Source organism: Pontibacter fetidus, assembly GCF_010119545.1.
In the GTDB taxonomy this organism is placed as follows: domain Bacteria; phylum Bacteroidota; class Bacteroidia; order Cytophagales; family Hymenobacteraceae; genus Pontibacter; species Pontibacter fetidus.
On record NZ_JAAEAA010000001.1, the window covers coordinates 255,870 to 271,180 of the forward strand.

Annotated in this window: 13 protein-coding genes and 2 tRNA genes; 7 read left to right on the forward strand and 8 right to left on the reverse strand. The window is 43.0% G+C overall.

What is annotated here, in order from left to right; translation table 11 throughout:
* The first annotated feature begins 226 nt into the window (after positions 1-226).
* From pckA to GWO68_RS01095, 3 genes are all read left to right on the forward strand, one after another.
* The gene (gene pckA, locus GWO68_RS01085) at positions 227-1,843 is read left to right on the forward strand and encodes a phosphoenolpyruvate carboxykinase (ATP) (protein ID WP_162344545.1); all 1,617 of its coding nucleotides are present in this window, start codon (positions 227-229) and stop codon (positions 1,841-1,843) included.
* A 195-nt stretch (positions 1,844-2,038) separates the two neighbouring features.
* Complete coding sequence (locus GWO68_RS01090) at positions 2,039-2,758, forward strand: 16S rRNA (uracil(1498)-N(3))-methyltransferase (protein ID WP_162344546.1); 720 nt, start codon at positions 2,039-2,041, stop codon at positions 2,756-2,758.
* 19 nt (positions 2,759-2,777) lie between these two features.
* On the forward strand, positions 2,778-3,449 hold the full coding sequence (locus tag GWO68_RS01095; RefSeq protein WP_162344547.1) for a DUF4159 domain-containing protein: 672 nt from the start codon (positions 2,778-2,780) through the stop codon (positions 3,447-3,449).
* 115 nt (positions 3,450-3,564) lie between these two features.
* On the opposite strand, the gene GWO68_RS01100 is transcribed toward GWO68_RS01095, so the two are convergent.
* Positions 3,565-4,059 (reverse strand): hypothetical protein, encoded by a 495-nt coding sequence (locus tag GWO68_RS01100; RefSeq protein ID WP_162344548.1) that lies wholly within the window; start codon positions 4,057-4,059, stop codon positions 3,565-3,567.
* A gap of 59 nt (positions 4,060-4,118) precedes the next feature.
* Here GWO68_RS01100 and GWO68_RS01105 point away from each other — a divergent pair, with 59 nt between their 5' ends.
* Both GWO68_RS01105 and smc read left to right on the forward strand, forming a co-directional pair.
* Positions 4,119-5,747 carry an ArnT family glycosyltransferase gene (locus GWO68_RS01105; protein ID WP_162344549.1) on the forward strand — a complete coding sequence of 543 codons (1,629 nt, stop codon included), beginning with the start codon at positions 4,119-4,121 and terminating at the stop codon, positions 5,745-5,747.
* An 82-nt stretch (positions 5,748-5,829) separates the two neighbouring features.
* A complete protein-coding gene (gene smc, locus GWO68_RS01110) occupies positions 5,830-9,351 on the forward strand; it encodes a chromosome segregation protein SMC (protein ID WP_162344550.1) in 3,522 nt (1,173 codons plus the stop codon).
* A gap of 76 nt (positions 9,352-9,427) precedes the next feature.
* Here the strand turns inward: smc and GWO68_RS01115 are convergent, their stop codons facing one another.
* The 6 genes from GWO68_RS01115 to GWO68_RS01140 form a co-directional block, all read right to left on the reverse strand.
* Complete coding sequence (locus tag GWO68_RS01115) at positions 9,428-9,778, reverse strand: MmcQ/YjbR family DNA-binding protein (protein ID WP_162344551.1); 351 nt, start codon at positions 9,776-9,778, stop codon at positions 9,428-9,430.
* A gap of 32 nt (positions 9,779-9,810) precedes the next feature.
* Complete coding sequence (locus GWO68_RS01120) at positions 9,811-10,362, reverse strand: 1-acyl-sn-glycerol-3-phosphate acyltransferase (protein WP_162344552.1); 552 nt, start codon at positions 10,360-10,362, stop codon at positions 9,811-9,813.
* Between the two features lie 93 nt (positions 10,363-10,455).
* Positions 10,456-11,082 carry an autotransporter domain-containing protein gene (locus GWO68_RS01125; protein ID WP_162344553.1) on the reverse strand — a complete coding sequence of 209 codons (627 nt, stop codon included), beginning with the start codon at positions 11,080-11,082 and terminating at the stop codon, positions 10,456-10,458.
* Positions 11,083-11,267: 185 nt separating this feature from the next.
* Positions 11,268-12,035 (reverse strand): patatin-like phospholipase family protein, encoded by a 768-nt coding sequence (locus GWO68_RS01130; protein ID WP_162344554.1) that lies wholly within the window; start codon positions 12,033-12,035, stop codon positions 11,268-11,270.
* A gap of 4 nt (positions 12,036-12,039) precedes the next feature.
* Complete coding sequence (locus GWO68_RS01135; RefSeq protein ID WP_162344555.1) at positions 12,040-12,882, reverse strand: MBL fold metallo-hydrolase; 843 nt, start codon at positions 12,880-12,882, stop codon at positions 12,040-12,042.
* A gap of 195 nt (positions 12,883-13,077) precedes the next feature.
* Entirely contained in the window at positions 13,078-14,028 is a 951-nt protein-coding gene (locus GWO68_RS01140; RefSeq protein WP_162344556.1) for an acetyl-CoA carboxylase carboxyltransferase subunit alpha, read from the reverse strand.
* A 223-nt stretch (positions 14,029-14,251) separates the two neighbouring features.
* Between GWO68_RS01140 and GWO68_RS01145 the strand changes: the two genes are divergently transcribed.
* Together GWO68_RS01145 and GWO68_RS01150 are read left to right on the forward strand one after the other, a co-directional pair.
* Positions 14,252-14,325 (forward strand) — tRNA-Asp (locus tag GWO68_RS01145).
* A 56-nt stretch (positions 14,326-14,381) separates the two neighbouring features.
* Positions 14,382-14,455, forward strand: a tRNA-Asp gene (locus GWO68_RS01150).
* Positions 14,456-14,567: 112 nt separating this feature from the next.
* Here GWO68_RS01150 and GWO68_RS01155 read toward each other — a convergent pair.
* The gene (locus GWO68_RS01155) at positions 14,568-15,311 is read right to left on the reverse strand and encodes a glycosyltransferase family 2 protein (protein WP_162344557.1); all 744 of its coding nucleotides are present in this window, start codon (positions 15,309-15,311) and stop codon (positions 14,568-14,570) included.

The window sequence follows — 15,311 nt, forward strand, 5'->3', positions numbered from 1 at the left end:
TAGGTTAGTTGATTGTTAGTTATTGATATCATTTTTCGGCATACAAAGAAGGTAAATATATAGGTTTAGACACAAACTGACAAATATTTTACGTTATATAGTAGAAGTTTGATATCCGTACGATTTAAATACACGTACCCTTATTTAGATATATTATTTTTCATATTTTTGTCTTGCAATTAGTTATTAAACATCACCTTATTTTAATAAACCCAATAAATTTCAAATGAAAGAATCTGGACATAAATCTAATGCAGTAGGTTTAGACAGCTTAGGAATTAAAGAGGCGAAAGAAGTGCTTTGGAACCTGAGCCCGGCTGAGCTGGTGGAAGAAGCCATCAAAAATGGCGAAGGGTACCTGACCGATGCCGGTGCATTGATGTGCGATACAGGTAAATTTACCGGTCGTTCCCCTAAAGACCGTTTCGTAGTAAAAGACGCAAAAACAGAAGACTCTGTTTGGTGGGGTGATATCAATATCGCTTTTGATCCGGAGAAATTTGACCAGTTGCAAGCCAAAATGGTTGATTTTCTGAAAGATAAAAAGCTTTATGTACGCGATGCCTACGCAGGCGCGCACCCTGATTACCGCTTAAACCTTCGTATAGTTAACACCCAGGCATGGCAGAACCTTTTCTGCAACAACATGTTCCTGCGCCTTACGCAAGAAGAATTAGCCAACCACACCCCTGAATTTACCATCATCTGCGCCCCTGAATTCCAGGCAGACCCTGAAGTAGATGGCACGCGTCAGTCAAACTTCGCAATCATCAACTTCACCAAAAACATGATTTTGATCGGTGGTACTGGTTATGCAGGCGAGATGAAGAAAGGCATCTTCGGTGTGCTGAACTATATCCTTCCGCACGAAAAGAATACATTATCGATGCACTGCTCTGCCAACGTTGGCAAAGATGGTGACACGGCTATTTTCTTTGGCTTATCAGGAACTGGTAAAACTACGCTATCTGCTGACCCTAACCGTGGCCTGATCGGTGACGATGAGCATGGCTGGGCAACTGACTCCGTGTTTAACTTTGAAGGTGGTTGCTATGCAAAGGTTATCGACCTGACAAGAGAAAAAGAACCACAGATCTGGGATGCTATCCGCTTCGGGGCTATAGTTGAGAACACGCGCTTCTACGATGGCACAAGAACGGTAGACTATACTAACAGCTCTGTAACAGAGAATACACGTACCGCCTACCCTATCAACCACATCGACAATGCTGTAGAGCCATCAAGAGCAGATATCCCTAAAAATATCTTCTTCCTTACGGCTGATGCATTTGGCGTATTGCCTCCGATCTCTAAACTGAATGCCAGCCAGGCCATGTACCACTTTATTTCTGGCTACACTGCTAAAGTTGCTGGTACTGAAGTTGGTATCACTGAGCCTCAGACTACGTTCTCTGCTTGCTTTGGCGCTGCGTTCCTTCCGCTACACCCTACCAAGTATGCCGAAATGCTAGGTAAGAAAATGGAAGAGAACAACGTTAATGTGTGGCTGGTAAACACCGGCTGGACAGGTGGACCTTACGGCGTTGGCTCACGCATGAAGCTGCCTTATACCCGTGCCATGATCACGGCTGCGTTAAATGGCGAACTGAACGATGTATCATTCACGAAACACCCTATTTTTGGTGTAGAAATGCCGGATAGCTGCCCTAACGTACCTGCTGAGATCCTGAACCCACGTAACACATGGGCGAACAAGGAAGAGTACGATGCAAAAGCAAGCGACCTGGCATCTAAATTCGTTAAGAACTTCAGCAAGTATGCGGAGTATGCTAACGATGATATTTTAGCTGGTGCGCCGCAAGTAGAGGTTGCTACTAACTAAACACAAACTATAATTATTAAAAGCCCCGTTGCCTTATGTAGCGGGGCTTTTATATTTTTATACCAGTAACAGAATAAATTTTATAGTTTCGTATAGTTACTATGTTTAGATTTAAACTATAGGTAGCAGGCTAAACAAATACGTAAACTATAGCTGGCCAACCATTTAATCATCAATATTTTAACAGTTAGCAAAGTGCACCTTTTCTATACGCCGGATATACAGTCAGAATTCTATACTTTAAACGAAGAAGAATCGAAGCATTGCACACGGGTATTGCGCCTGCAGCAGGGCGACACGGTTTACCTGGTAGATGGTATGGGCGGGCTATATACAGCCATCATACAGGATGCGAATCAGAAAAAATGCCAGCTACAGGTAATAGATAAGCAAATAGAGTATGGCAAGTTGCCTTATATTTCGCACATAGCCGTTGCCCCAACTAAAAATATGGACCGCATGGAGTGGTTTGTAGAGAAAGCAGTAGAGATCGGGGTAAGTGAAATAACCTTTCTTTTATGCGAACATTCCGAACGTAAACAACTTCGCCTGGACCGCCTGGAAAAAATTGCTATCAGCGCTATGAAACAATCCCAGAAAGGGTACCTGCCCCTGCTGCATGACCTTACTCCTTTTCAGAAGTTTATAAAACAAACAGTACCTGAGGATACATTTATAGCTCATTTAGAGGATGATGCCACCAAATCTATTAAGGATTACTTTCAGGTAAATAAACCACATTGTATTATGATAGGCCCGGAAGGCGACTTCTCGCCTCAGGAAATTAAGGCTGCCTATGCAGCAGGTATTCGCCCGGTTACACTTGGTGAAAGCCGTTTACGTACCGAGACTGCAGCCCTTGTGGCCTGCCATACGGTACAGGTACTACACGAGATCTATACAGCGTTAGACTGACAGACCACAACTATAGTTTATGAAACGAACCCTACTCCTGCTGTTTATAGTTTTACTTACCATGCCTGCCATGGCACAGCGCTATAGTTTAAAAATTGCCAAACTTAAGTATAACGGCGGTGGCGACTGGTACGCCAATAAAACCTCCCTGCCTAACCTTATAAAGTTCTGTAACCAGAACCTGAACATGAATATTAAGCCGGATGAAGATGTAGTGGAAGTTGGCAGCCCAGAGCTTTTCAGTTATCCATTTGTGCACATGACCGGCCATGGCAATGTAGTTTTTTATGACGCAGAAGCACAGAACCTGCGCAACTACTTACTAAGTGGCGGTTTCCTGCACATCGACGATAACTATGGCCTGGACAAGTATATCCGGAAAGAAATGAAAAAAGTGTTTCCGGAGTACGAATTTGTAGAACTGCCTTTCGATCACCCTATTTACAGGCAGAAATTCACGTTCAAAAACGGGCTGCCAAAAATACATGAGCACGACAACAAGCCGCCACAGGGCTTTGGTATCATTCACGAAGGGCGGCTGGTCTGCTTCTATAGTTACGAGACCGATTTAGGCAATGGCTGGGAAGATGCTGAAGTACACAACGACCCGGAAAATAAACGTCAGGATGCCTTAAAAATGGGGGCCAACATTATCACCTTCGCCTTCACACAAGGCAGCGGTTTACAGTAAGTTTGTTAGAATTTTGTCTGTCTGGGTCAGGTCTGAACCGCAGCTAAATGGTGATTGGAATGTTTAACTGATTTTATAATTACTAATAATCAGGTAAATCCCTTAAATCAATAGTCTAATACTTCCTATTAAATATTTCTGAGAGAACAAATGCGTCACGTGCTGTAGCTGGATTACGAAGAACAGACGGGTCAAACTTACGGAGTGTGGTGGTAGGTTTTATAGTATAGGGCTCAAAACTGGCTTTACGCTCATTTGGTGGCCGTCTTGGCATGCGCTGCTCTAACGAAATGGCTTCCGGAGCTCTGTGCTCATAAGCACTTACATTTGCCACTTCAGAAGTATATACCGACTTTGCTGGCTGCTCATAAACAACTTCCCTGGTTTGAGTTCTTGCCTGTTCTACTTTTGGCTGTAGCTCACGCAAAATATCCTCGAAAGACGTAACCGGCACAGGTGGCCTTTGTGCTGGGCGCTGCACAGGCGGTTCATTTTCATCCCTGAACTTCTTGGGCTGGCTCTTATCCTCTTTAAAATTCTTTCGGAAGAAATTAAACAGGAAATACCCAACTGCCAGCAATATGTAAAATATAACCTTAAAATCTTCCATTAGCTCGTCGTATTACCAAATATAGCAATTTTATAGTATAAATCCTGCATCTTTGTCTTATGGCTTTAACCAAAATTACGACAGTAATTAAAGATTGCATTACTTCTAAATTTATTACTGGGTTCGTTCTGTTATTTGCTATCCTATATTTTTTCCTGGCTCATGAAGGAATTTACTATTCTGATGATTTATCTTATAGTGATTTTGCCAGTAGAATTCTTAAAGGCACCTTCGATATCACTCAAAATGGGCATACCTTCATACATCGCCCTGCCGTTTTTATTCCGACTGCAGTATTTTACTATCTTTTTGGCATAAACCAAATAAGCTATTCTCTCTGGCCACTGTTGTGCACTATTGCCTGCATCTATCTTGTTTACAAATTTGCTGATCAAGAAAATTTAAACTCAGCCTTTGCTGCAGTCTTAATTGGCCTTAATTTTTATTTTATCTACTTCATCAACATCCTGTATCCTGATAACATAGTTGCATTTTTTGTATTGGCAGCGGCTATAGTGTATAACCAGTTACGCAAGGGCAAGCAAAATCTGAACTCCAATGTTTTTGTAAAAGCGCTTTTGTTTGTAAGCTTTCTGTTTATCGCCGGCCTAGCAAAGGAAACTGCTATTATAGTGCTTCCATATTTTATCTTTTACTGTGTAAAGGATTTAGTTGATAGTGAAAGGCCTAGACGTAGTTTTTGGGTGTACAGTATCCTTATAAGTGTAGTCCTTATAGTTGGTTATTTTGCTTGGTATTACATTGAGACTGGTGATGCCTTTTACCGTATCAACGAAATGGAAAGAGCAAACAATGGGTACGATAATTATGTCACAAATTCTGGTAAAAGTTATCTAAACCGATTGGTTTGGGGACCATTGGGTGCACTTACGGGTACAGGATCCTTAATACTGCTGATATTTGCATTGGGTGGAAATAACACGCTCAAAAAGGATTCTTTTCTAGAGAAGCAATACTGGTTTTGGCTATTTATAACTGCTTACCTTATTTTAAGCTTCTCATCAACATCACTTAGGATATACAATCCTGTACAGCTTGACGCCAGAATGTTTAACTTGTTACTTCCGCCTTTGGCAATTGCTGCTAGTTATGGTTTTCAGGACAAACTTTTTAATCTCAGATTTACAGCTAGCTATAGTTTAGCATTCTTAGTTGTTGCTATCTATTTGCAAGATAAACTAAGCCTGGTGTATGGCTTACTGGCGTTTTACTTTGCACTACATACGGCCATTTTGTATCTAAAACCGCATTACAAAGAGTATCTGCTTCGCGTTGCAATGGCTGCAATTTTAATAGCACTATTGATAAGGCCCGCTTACTTTGCGCTAAAAGACAAAACATTATATTATCCGGAACATCAGGAAGTAATGAAGGTAGTGACGGAAAGAGTTAAAACAGAAGGGCTAATTGTTGCCATACTTCCTGATTACCTTTTCCATGGCAGTACTTATTTTCTGAAATATAAACCCGTTCAAAAGCTAACCTTAACTCCCTATTCTGAGACAGATACTACTGATTTAGTTGCAGGTAAACTATTACTTATCAATCGTAACCTTAACACAACTACTTCTTTTCATCAAAAATCAGGTTATACGAAACTGATAGAAATGGCAAAAAAAGGAAAGTTAATTTGGGAGAAACACCCTTTGCAACTCTACGAACTATAATATCTCTGATTTTGTAAGACAGGATATTTAAATTATAGTCTTATTTTTGAGATTGGAATACAAAATTTTCGGCTTTTAGCGAATGCAAGTATCAAGATTAGAGATCAAAGGCTTCAAGAGTTTTGGCGACCGCGTGGTCATCAACTTCGACGAAGGCATAACAGGGATTGTTGGGCCAAACGGTTGCGGCAAGTCTAACGTGGTAGATGCCATCCGATGGGTGCTGGGTGAACAGAAAACCCGTAACCTGCGCTCCGACAAAATGGAGAACGTAATTTTTAACGGCTCCAAAACCCGCAAGCCGGTACAGATGGCCGAAGTATCCATCACGTTCGATAACAACCGGGGCGTATTGCCAACCGAATATTCGCAGGTTACGGTTACCCGCCGCTACCACCGCTCCGGCGACAGCGAATACCTGTTGAATGGTGTGCCATGCCGATTGAAGGATATCAACGAACTTTTCCTGGACACAGGTATTGGCTCGGATAGCTATGCGATCATCGAACTGAAGATGGTGGATGAGATCCTGAACGATAAGGAAAACTCGCGCCGACTGTTGTTCGAAGAAGCTGCCGGTATCTCTAAATTTCGTGTTCGTAAAAAGCAGACACTTAAAAAGCTGGAAGAAACCGATGCCGACCTGGAGCGCGTAGAAGACGTGTTGTTTGAGATTGGCAAGAACATGAAAACGCTGGAACGCCAGGCAAAACAGGCGATTAAGTATTTCCAGTTGAAGGAAGACTATAAGAAACACAGCCTCGAGTTTGCCCGTCGCAACATAAGCCAGTACCAGCAAACTATGGATCGTCTGGAGCAGGACGTGCAGCGCGAAACAGCCCTGAAAGAGGATTATGTTGGTGCTGTAACAGAAGCTGAAGATGCCATTGCCGACCAGAAAGAAGAACTGAACCGCACACAGGAACAGCTCGGCGAAATGCAGAAAACCATGCAGGTACAGACGGCAAAGCTGCGCCAGCTGGAGAATGATATAAAACTGAAAGCCGAACGCAGCACCTTCCTGAAAGAACGCATTACGCAGCTACGCCAGCAGATAAGCCAGGACTCCTCAAACGTGGAGCACATACAGGAAAGTATCGGGCAACTACGCGACGAACTGAAGAGTGTGCAGGAACAATTTGGCACCGCCGAGGAACAGGTACAGGCATTAAAGGAGCAACTGCAGGAAGCCAACGAGCAGAAACAAACTCTACAGGATTCTTTCCAGGATTTGAGCCTACAGCACCGCGATAAGCAAAATGCCGTTTTCCAGCACCACAAACAACTGGAAATAAGCAATGTGCAGATACAAGCTATAGTTACCGACCTGGAGCGCATGGAACAACAGCAGCTTACGGCTGATGAAGACGCCCAGCTTCTGGCCGAACAACTACAGGAAGCCCAGGAACAGCTTGAAAATACAACCACTGAACTGGTAAGCCTGCAGGCCAAAGAAGAAACGCTGCTACAGAACATCGAGAAGACCGAACAGGAAATTGAGGCGCTTAAAGAGCAGCTTGTCGACCTGAACCGTTCCCGCGATTCAAAACAAAACCAGTACAACCTGACCAAATCGCTGGTCGAGAACATGGAAGGGTTTCCGGAAGCCATTAAGTTTCTGGCCCAGTCCGGCGACTGGCAGAAGCCTGCCCCACTCCTTTCGGATATCATTGTTTGCGAGCCAATTTACAAAGGCCTGATAGAAAGCTACCTGGAGCCCTACATGAACTTTTTTGTAGTGGACGACCTACAGGATGCCCTGGATGCCGTAGAGCTGCTGAAGAGCCATAATAAGGGCCGTGCGAACTTTATTATCCTTTCAGAGATAGAGGAACTGGAGCCAACCGGCACATACTCCGAAGGTGACCTGAAAGCTGCTTACGAAGTAGTAAAAGCAGACAAGAAGTATAGCGAACTGCTGAAGTACATGCTGAACAATGTGTACATCAGCGACGAAGTGGATCTGTATGACACCGACTATAAAACGATACTTCTGAAGGATGGCTCAGCTATTAAAAAACCGTTGAGTTTATCCGGAGGTTCTGTGGGTGTGCTGGATGGAAACCGTTTAGGCCGTAAGCAGAACCTGGAAAAGCTGGCAAAGGAAGTAGAAGATTTGATCAAACAGACAGATATGCTGCAGAGCCGTGTAAATGCCCAGCAACAGATCTTGCTAAACTATAAAGGCGAGTCGCAGAAAGAGCGTATTAAGGAACTGGAGCGCGAAACAGCCAAACAACAGCAGGAACTGCTAACGATCCGCATCAAATACGAGCAGCACCAGCAAAACCGCCACAACTATACCCAGAAAAAAGAAGATCTGCTGCAACGCAAGGAGGAACTGAGCAAACTATTCCTGGAAATGTCGCCGGTTGCGGAAACAGACCAGCAGGAACTGAAGCGCCTGGAAGAAGAACTGGCTGTATATACCTCACAGCTGAATCGACAGCAGGAACAGATTGCTGTGATAAACGGCATGTATAACCAAGAGAATATCCAGTTTCATCAGCTTAAAAACCGTTTCTCCAGTTTACAGCAGGAAATAAGCTACAAGCAGAAAACGGTTGAAACAAACCAGGAGCGCATCGAGAACCTGAAGCAGGAAATGACCAAAGCGGAAGAAGAGATAACTATAGCCAACACTTTTATAGAGGAAAACGAAGCTATAGTTGAGCAGATGATGGAGGCCCGTCGTGAATTTGGTTATGAGTTGGAAGAAATTGAAAAGAAATACTTCAGTCTGCGTGGTGAGCTGGATGAGAAGGACAAAATGATCCGTGAACTGCAACGTAAGCGTCAGAACGCGGATGAACTGTTGATGCGCATGCAGCAGGCCCTGAACGACACCAAGATCAAACTGGTATCGGTACAGGAAAGGCTTGCGGTAGAGTTCAATATCGAAACGACAGACCTGCAGTTACCTGCCGACGAAACTATAGAAATGCCGACCGATGAGCTGAGCAACTATATTTCCGGAATACGCAGTACAATTGATAAGATGGGCCCTGTGAACGCGATGGCCGCCGAGGCTTACGTAGAGATCGAAGAGCGTAATAACTTCATTACAACGCAGCGCAACGACCTTGTAAATGCTAAAAACACCCTGATCGAAACTATAAACGAGATCGATACCGTAGCGAAAGAGAAATTCCTTGAGTCGTTCAACGAGATAAAGGGCAACTTTATACGCGTGTTCCGCAGCCTATTTACCGATGAAGATAACTGCGACCTGGTAATAACGGACCCAAGCAACCCGTTGGATTCTAAGATCGAGATCATGGCACAGCCAAAAGGCAAGCGTCCGTTAACTATAAACCAGCTGTCGGGTGGTGAGAAAACGCTTACCGCTATTTCGTTGCTGTTTGCGATCTACCTGCTGAAACCGGCGCCGTTTTGTATTTTTGATGAGGTGGATGCCCCGCTGGATGATGCCAACATTGACAAGTTCAACAACATCATCCGCAATTTCTCAAACGAGTCGCAGTTTATAGTTGTAACACACAACAAACGAACCATGGCCTCTACCGATGTGATGTATGGTATTACGATGATCGAAGCTGGTATCTCGAGAGTTATCCCGGTTGATTTAAGACAAATTGCCTAACTATAGTTTTCCTATAAAGAGAAAGGCTCCTGAACTATAGTTCGGGAGCCTTTTTTAATTTCATCAACTATAGTTCTTAAACTATAGCATCAATCTCTTTCTGTATTTTTTTGGGCAGTTTCGCTTTAACCAAACTATAACTCAGCTTAACATAAGTTTCCCACTCCACATCAGTAAGGCCGCTCCACTCCTGCACATTCACCCATTTGTTGCGGGCCATATACGGAGCCGGAACTATAGTTGGCCTGGTTACCATTTCATCAAACTCCTCGTCCGTAACCTTAAATGAAACCGAATGAGGCGGATCTATACTGGTAACGCAGAACATCTTCTCTCCTACCAGGAAGCAAAGGTCAGCGCCCCACTTAATGTCCTCTGTTACGCCTGGCAGGCCAAGGCATAATTCTCGTAATGCTTCTATATTCACTTTCTAACTTCTAAACTACTGAACTTTCTAACTTATCTCACTCCGTTCTCCGGAAACTTGGCTGTTTTTGTGCGGTAAAAAGCCATGATTTTTTCCAGGTCTGCTTCAATATCGCCAGTGGGGTAAATAGTTGGTCCAATGCCTGCTTCTTTCTTGGCATAGTCTAAGTAGCCCAAAACGATGGGTACGCCAGCACCTTCAGCTACATAATAAAAGCCGCGTCTCCAGCGGGGTTGATATTTGCGAGTGCCTTCCGGTGTAACCATCACACACATATCACCAGGTGTTTCTTTAAAAATACGGATCATGGCATCTACCATTTTCGTATTCTTTGATCTATCTATAGGTAGAGCGCCCATTGAGCGTAGTAAGCCACCAAACGGGAAACGCATAAATTCTTTTTTAATGGTATAACGGATCGGGGCATCCATCAGATAAAAAGCTGCGCGGGCATATATAAAGTCCCAGTTACTGGTGTGCGGAGCAGCAATCATTACACATCGGCGGTTTTCAGGCGTAAGTGTACCGTTCAGTTTCCAGCCGGAAACCTTGAAAATAAGTTTAGATAAAAGTTTTGCGATCATGTGGGTGTCTATACATCCTGTTAGGCAATGCTATAGTTGAGCCTGCCTAGTAGATTAGAATTAAAGTGTATAAATACGCACAATAAAGCTTTTTTACAAGCCGATCTTAATAACGTTAGCCCGTTTGCGTAATAAATAAGACTGGAACCCTACTCCTATCATTGGGCCAAAACTGGAATAGGTATGATCATCTTTAGTTTGCCGGAAATAACGGAATAGTAAGAGCGGCTCTATCGAAAATTTTTCGTTGAAGAAAAAGGCGTACCCCACTCCTACTGTACCCTCTAACAGGTTAGACTGAAAACCATCAGAGAAATTGTGCTTCCCAACACTTGCACCTGCCTCCCCAAAAACACCATTATCCAGGTAGTAACGCACAAAAGGTCCACCCATAAAATAAGTTTCCCGAAAAGGTTCCTGCTCTGGGTCAGATGTAACTTTGGTACTCTCATGGAAGAGGTTCAGGTTTAAGCCAACCGCAAAATCATTCATAATAAAATAACCATTTTTAGACTGCAGATTTGCCTGAATTTTTCGGCCATCTTCCTGCACTCCATTAGCTGTAAAAAGGTTATCTGTGGTTTTATAAGCAAAGCCGCTGATGTTGCCCCCGATAAGTATAGAGCCATGTTTTACTTTAGCTTTAAACATAAAACTTTCGTTTTCCTGGGCAAACGCAATAAAAGGGACTAAAAGGAATAGAAGTAAAAGGTTTTTCATATGCTATATAGGGTGTTTTGAATAAGCATATGTACGAGCATTAGCGAAAAAGTATGGCAGTTTATCAAGTAAATTTCTTACATAAACACAAGTTATCGTTAGAATTATACTTTAAATTGTATTTAAGCATAACTTTAACGTGGCTTCTTAAGCGCTATAACTATAGTTTATACTTCAGCTATAGTTTATGCTTTGGAAATTAATTCACGCAAATGTTTCTCGAGATGCATGGTGTATTGGTAGCCAATGTCAAATATTTCGTCGGCTTTCCGAAAGCTCATTAACCTGAAATATTTAAGTTCGGGCGGTTCTATCAGAAAATCACATAAGTGCAGGCGCATTTTAACGTTGTTATTGATGGCTAAGTGAGCGGTGCGCTCAACCATACTGCGCAGGGTCGTAATTTTGGCCTGGTGGTTAATCGGATTAACATGCACCCCAATTTTAACATCACAGTTCTGCTGCAGGGAATCCACAGGCATATTATTCAGCAATCCACCATCATTAAGCAACTTGCCCTGGTACGAAATAGGATGATACAATATAGGAACAGCCGATGAAGCAATAAGTGGTTTGATCAGTTCACCCGTTGAAAAATATACACTTACGCCTTCATTCATCTCTGTCGCACTAATAACTACAGGAATCTTAAGATCTTCGAATGTGGCGTTTTTGCCAAGATAATTTTCGTAGAGTTTTTCTACTTCATCAAGATGCAGAAAGCCTATTTTGCCAAACGCAGGGCGGATGATCTTAAATACACTAAGCTCCTTAATCAGTTTCAGGATCTCGTCGGGTTTATAGCCGGCCGCATAAAAAACGCTGGCTATTGCCCCCGAGCTAACTCCTGAGAATATCGAAACCTTAATTCCAAGTTCATCAAATGCTTTTAGTACCCCTAGGTGCGCAATGCCTCGGGCTCCCCCACCAGATAGGGCCAATCCTATTTTCACGTATCTATAGTTCGCTTAAGCTAAAAGTCTCTTTTAACCGAACACCTTTTTCAGTATGCTCCACAGTACAGCATTCGTTTGTAGCATCGTGTTCGAAGAAAAGTATATACTGCTCATCAGCTGCTTTGTTTAAAAATGCAGCCTTTTCATTTAGCGTTAGCAGTGGCCTGGTGTCATAACCCATTACGTAAGGTAACGGTATATGCCCGACAGATGGGAGCAGATCAGCCATGTAAACAAGTTTATGCCCTTTATAGTTGATGACCGGCAACATCATTTTATCTGTATGCCCATCCATAAACAGCACATCAAATTGCTGAACTGGAAAAGGTTGTGTTGGATCAATAAACTTAAGATGGCCACTCTCCTGCATAGGTAATATATTCTCCTTCAGGAAAGATGCTTTTTCCCGTTGGTTTGGCTCAGTTGCCCATTTCCAGTGATCGGCGTTTGACCAGTAAGTAGCGTTCGGGAAAACAAGTTCTAAAGCATCAGAACCGTTTTTGTACCTTACACCCCCTCCGCAATGGTCAAAGTGCAGGTGCGTCAGGAACATATCGGTAACATCTTCGGGCGCAAAGCCAGCTTTTTTCAGGGAACTTACTAAGGTAGCATCGCCATGTAAATAGTAATGGCTGAAAAACCGCGCGTCCTGCTTATCACCTATCCCGTTATCAATCAAGACTAACTTATTTCCGTCCTCTATCAGCAGACAGCGCATCGCCCAGGTACAAAGATTATTCTCATCGGCCGGGTTAGAGCGTTGCCAGATAGTTTTAGGTACAACGCCAAACATGGCACCTCCATCCAGTTTAAAAAATCCGGTATCGATAACGTGGAGCTTCATAGTAGTTAGAAAGTTAAAAAGTTTGTAAGTTAGAAAGAGATGCATTCTAACGAATGATAAGTTTGAATTACATACTTTTCATTCTATAGAGTAAAAGTGTGCAAATGCCAACTATGGCTAATATATCAAAACAAAAAAAGGTAACAAAGCCTGTGATGCTTTATTACCTTTCTAACTTTATAACTTCCAGATTTTCTAACTTTCCAATACAACGCCCATATCAGAGAATTTCTCGATGCGCTGCATGATACGATCCTCTGTACCTAAAGCTTCCAGTTCATCCAGTAACTTAATGATTTCACGTTTCATGGTTTTCATCATCTTGTCTGGTTCCGTATGAGCACCACCAAGAGGTTCTTTAATGATGCCATCTATAAGCTTATGCTGTAGCATATCTTTAGCAGTAAGCTTCAATGCCTCAGCAGCCTGCTCCTTATAGTTCCAGCTGCGCCAAAGTATAGACGAGCATGACTCCGGAGAGATAACTGAATACCAGGTATTTTCCAGCATCATTACCCGGTCGCCGATGGCAATACCCAAGGCTCCACCCGATGCGCCTTCCCCTATTATGATACAGATAACCGGTACTTTTAACATGAACATTTCTTTCAGGTTACGGGCTATAGCCTCACCTTGTCCGCGTTCTTCCGCTTCCAAACCGGGGAATGCACCAGGCGTATCAATCAGTGTAACGATAGGCTTCCCGAATTTTTCGGCCATCTTCATCAGGCGAAGTGCCTTACGATACCCTTCCGGGTTAGCCATACCAAAATTGCGTAGTTGGCGCTGCTTGGTGTTACGTCCCTTCTGCTGGCCAATAAACATAATGCTACGGCCTTCTACTTCGCCAAACCCACCTACCATTGCTTTATCATCACCAACAGTACGGTCGCCATGCAGTTCTACAAACTTATCGGTAATGCCATTTATATAGTCCAGGGTATAGGGTCTGTCCGGGTGGCGCGAAAGTTGCACACGTTGCCAGCGGGTTAGGTTGGCGTAGGTTTCCTTTTTAAGATTCTTTATTTTCTCTTCCAGAGCTTTTACTGCCTCCGAAACATCAACCTGGCTCTCATTAGCCAGTTTTTTCATTTCCTGAAGTTTGCCTTCCAAGGCGGCAATCGGCTGTTCGAAATCTAAAAGCATATTTTCTTCGCTAATATTCAGCTACAAATTTAACAGTTTATGTTATTACAGGTACGGAAGAATAAAAAATATACTTGCAGCTAAAAATAAATGTAGTGGCTCACAGTAAATTATGTTTTAATGGCTAAAATATAGTGTGAAAAATATGCTTAACACTTGCACAATCAAAATTAACACTATACTTTTGTATCACTTTAACGAACAGCGTTAGGGAAAACAAATTGGTCCGGTAGTTCAGTTGGTTAGAATGCCGCCCTGTCACGGCGGAGGTCGCGGGTTCGAGTCCCGTCCGGACCGCAGATTATCTGCGGTCATCGCATCAAGAGCAAACGGCTCTATTAATTCACATTATTGGTCCGGTAGTTCAGTTGGTTAGAATGCCGCCCTGTCACGGCGGAGGTCGCGGGTTCGAGTCCCGTCCGGACCGCAGTTATAAAAAGAGCCCTAGAATTTATTTTCTAGGGCTCTTTTTTTTTGCGAAATTACAATATGCTATACTTAGGCCAGAACTATAATTATCTTCAATTAGAAAATATTGCTTAGAAAAACTGAACCAGTTTTCGGAGAGGTTTAAGTAATCTTGTAAAGAAGTATGGTTTCAAGCCATTAATAAGCCAGGCCTGCTGGTCTTCCTGATTGGCTCTTATCCTGTTTTTAAACGTTAAATTGCTCTTCCCTCCCACGCGCATTTTAACCAAAGTTTCCGGAATATAGCTGGCAGTGATCTGGTGCTTGTATAGGTAGCGCAACATCAATTCGTAGTCGGCAGCGCTTTTAAAACTGGTATTGTATAAACCAAGTCGCTGATATACTTCACGCTTTACATAAAAGGTAGGGTGGGGCGGCATCCATCCAAACAGAAAGCTTATACGGTTATACTTACCCGATACCCAATTACGCACTACTTTAGTTGTGTCTGTCTTTTGCACATACAATAAGTCACCATACACACAATCAGTATCATGCGCTGAAAAGGCTGCAGCAACCCGGCTAATACTATCCGGACCGTAAAAAATATCATCAGAGTGTAGAAAACCAACCACATCGCCGGTAGCCAACTTAATCCCTTTGTTAATAGCATCATAAAGCCCGGCATCTCTTTCTGATACAAAACGGCTTATACGGCTTTTATAGTTCTGGATAACCTCTACCGTGCCATCTGTGGAAAGACCATCAACAACTATAAATTCCACATTGTGGTAAGTCTGCCCCAGCACCGATTCAATGGCATCGGCAATGGTTTCGCGGTTATTGTAAACGACGGTGATGACGGAGATTTTCAA